Source organism: Microcystis sp. M44BS1, assembly GCF_020244875.1.
Taxonomy (GTDB): domain Bacteria; phylum Cyanobacteriota; class Cyanobacteriia; order Cyanobacteriales; family Microcystaceae; genus Microcystis; species Microcystis panniformis.
Genome location: NZ_JADBVM010000227.1, coordinates 1 through 2,944, shown reverse-complemented (window position 1 = coordinate 2,944; position 2,944 = coordinate 1). Strand labels below are relative to the sequence as shown.

4 protein-coding genes and 1 pseudogene are annotated in these 2,944 nt (G+C 40.0%); all 5 read right to left on the bottom strand.

The annotated features are described in order from the left end of the window. Positions 1–307: 307 nt before the first annotated feature. Positions 308–517 carry a BrnA antitoxin family protein gene (locus IM515_RS17705; protein WP_081417880.1) on the bottom strand — a complete coding sequence of 70 codons (210 nt, stop codon included), beginning with the start codon at positions 515–517 and terminating at the stop codon, positions 308–310. A 4-nt stretch (positions 518–521) separates the two neighbouring features. Next, positions 522–800 carry a BrnT family toxin gene (locus IM515_RS17700; RefSeq protein ID WP_002772034.1) on the bottom strand — a complete coding sequence of 93 codons (279 nt, stop codon included), beginning with the start codon at positions 798–800 and terminating at the stop codon, positions 522–524. 278 nt (positions 801–1,078) lie between these two features. Continuing rightward, positions 1,079–1,846, bottom strand: coding sequence for a PP2C family serine/threonine-protein phosphatase (locus tag IM515_RS17695; RefSeq protein ID WP_287628519.1), 768 nt, complete (start codon positions 1,844–1,846; stop codon positions 1,079–1,081). Positions 1,847–1,859: 13 nt separating this feature from the next. Continuing rightward, positions 1,860–2,516, bottom strand: coding sequence for a vWA domain-containing protein (locus IM515_RS17690; protein WP_287628520.1), 657 nt, complete (start codon positions 2,514–2,516; stop codon positions 1,860–1,862). A gap of 302 nt (positions 2,517–2,818) precedes the next feature. Beyond that, a pseudogene (locus IM515_RS17685) lies at positions 2,819–2,944 on the bottom strand (IS630 family transposase); the annotation flags it as partial.

The following is a 2,944-nucleotide window of genomic DNA, read 5'->3' as shown; positions in this document are numbered from 1 at the left end:
AGATTTTCGCTAAGTACCCATTAAAGTTAGTGTGCCATACTTTCGCTTCGCCACTGTTGGCCAATTCTTGCGTCAGGGTAATCAGACGATTTTGTAGTTGACAGCGATAAGTTAAAGACATCAAAAAATCTCCGAGTATTTGTGCTGTTCAGTCCCATCGTAGGTTGGGTTGAACGATAGTGAAACCCAACATTTTTTAATAATTAAGTTGGGTTTCGTTCCTCAACCCAACCTACAGATTACTTTTGATAGATTTTTTGCTCACGATTGTTTGGGGTAGATGTAATCAAATCAGGTTCATTGTTTTTTACTGCTGCTGCTGTTCCATCACTTCCCGCAAGATGTAGTTAATTTGTGTCTCATATCCTTTCCCTTGGGCTTTTAACCATTCTAATATATCTTGATCTAGTTGGATGGTTAATTGCTGCTTTGATGTCGAAAAAGATACTGTTTCTTGGGTAAAGAATTCATCACCTAATGGCGGAATATCAGAATAATCGATATTCTCATCCGTCATCGCATCAATTCTCTTCAAGTCGCTTTTGATAGATTTTTTGCTCACGATTGTTTGCCTTTCTCATTGAGATTATACGAGTTTTATTAGAGCGAGGGGTATGGACGATTAAGACAACTCGACCTTTCAATTTGCCAAGCGTAATATATCTTATCTCACCATAAACGAAACGGCTATCCTCGAAGGTAACACATTTACCACCAAAAACTAGCGGTGCATCCTCAAAACTCAGTCCGTGCTTCTCTAAGTTAGCGTCGCTCTTGTCTTGATCCCATTCGTACTTCATTGTTTGAGGTAGATTCGTTAATATTAGCTTCCAAGGTAGTGCCTTAGTCCCATCGTAGGTTGGGTTGAACGATAGTGAAACCCAACATTTTTTAATAATTGAGTTGGGTTTCGTTCCTCAACCCAACCTACAGATTACTTTTGATATATTTTTTGCTCACGATTGTTTGAGGTAGATTGGTTAATATTAGGTTATCTCGTTCCCAGGTTCTACCTGGGAACGCTCCCTTCAGGTTCTACCTGAATATTACTTTTTGCCAGAGCCAGAAACCGGGTTTCTTAAACAAACCCGGTTTCTAAACAAAAAGCCAGTAGTAAGGTTTTATCATCAGTTGTTAACTTATTTAAATCCTCCCGCTCTAAAAATTCTTTGAGATCTTCCTGCAATGGCGTTTCTGTCTGTTGCAAATATTCTTCCAATGGCTGAAAAAAAGGCGGAAAAGGCTGCCAATTTTTATAATCGATCGATACCTTTTCCACTCCATCCGTCGCCACACAAATAAACGCAACTGGCTCGGTTAAAACTTTTATTTGCATATCCTCCAAAGCATTACTAGAAATAACAAAAGTGGTTTCATTGATGTATTCTCCCTTGTCAGGCTGCAACAATAACTGATAATTTCCACCCAGAGGTTTGAAGACAATAAAACCATCTCCTATCTGCATCGCCGCTAACCGTTTTGAAGTAACCAAAACAACCAGTAAAGTTGTCGCTAGATCATTAATGTCTAACTGTTCTTTTTCGGTTTCTTCTTGGAGAATTTGCTGAACATAAGCCAACAATCGCCGGAATATTTCCTTTAATTCGGCTTCAGTTCCAGTGGCAGCTAATGCTGTTTTTTTGAGATTTTCCTCTAAAAATTGCAGCGCTGCTTTAACTGTTATTTTCGCACCTAAATCCGAATGTTTGGCACTACCGGCCCCATCGGCCACGGCTCCAATCAAAACATCCTGACCCAATAATTTATAAGCACCGTAATCTTGACAGGGTAATCCCGTTTGGATGTGAAAACTACCGACCACTGACTGACATAATGTTCTCCACATAATTAACTGTCCTCTAGGTGGTAATTTGTCCCCAATTCACTGGTGGTAAATCGATCGCTTCTCCAATTTTACCACCAGAAACTCGTTTCATTGAGTTACTTAACCACTGAAATAAATCCCGAAAATCTAAACCGTTGAGTAACACGGGGGGATTATTAGAAATCTGTTTGAGCTTCTCCATATCAGCACCCTGAACACCTACAGAAAAAAATAAAACCCGATTTTCTGCTTCGGCTTGTTTTACCCGTTGCGCCGCCAGATTCCATTGATCCGTAGGCGCACCATCAGTAATTAAAAATATCCAAGGGCGATAATATTGGATACCATGATTTCTATAAATCGCTTTACGATCTTCGATTAAATCTAAGGCCAATTCAATCGCTTGTCCCATGGGGGTTAAGTCTCCTGCGCTTAAAGTAGGTGGCGTAAATTGATCAATTCCGACAAAATCTTGCACGGTTTTAACCCCTCCATTACCGAAGGTGACAATGGCGGTTTCTACGCTCAACGTCGCTTGGGTATCCCGCATCACATCCTCCTGAAAGGTTTTGATACCATCATTGAGAGCCTTAATCGGTTCTCCTGCCATTGAACCGGAGGTATCTAGTAGTAGTACCACAGGACAGCGATTTTCCTGATTTTCGACAAATTCAGCCACACCAATCGGCATTTTTTTCAAGCCTCCTAATTTTTAGAACTGGGGGAACTATGGTAGTTTTAGCAATTGGGATTATCCACTTTTTGTCCTATTATATTATCTCTGCCAGTCCCATCAGAAAAGACATCTTTCCCTTAAGCAGGCAGGTGTTAAAAACTATCAGACACCCCCCTTATCAAGGGGGGATTAAGGGGGGATTAAGGGGGGATTAAGGGGGGCAGGGGGGATCGAACCCAAAATATATCTTCAATTTAATTATAACCAGCTACTTAAGCTGAACGCGGGATTTGATTTTTGACTAAGCTTTTACGCATTTAAGTTACATTGACAGCATTACCCTTATTTTTAAGTTTTCTACTCCATTTAATAATCAATCCCCCTTCATTTAAAAGCTGATTGACTACTTTTTCCAGTTCTTCTTTATTTTCAAATTCTCGATT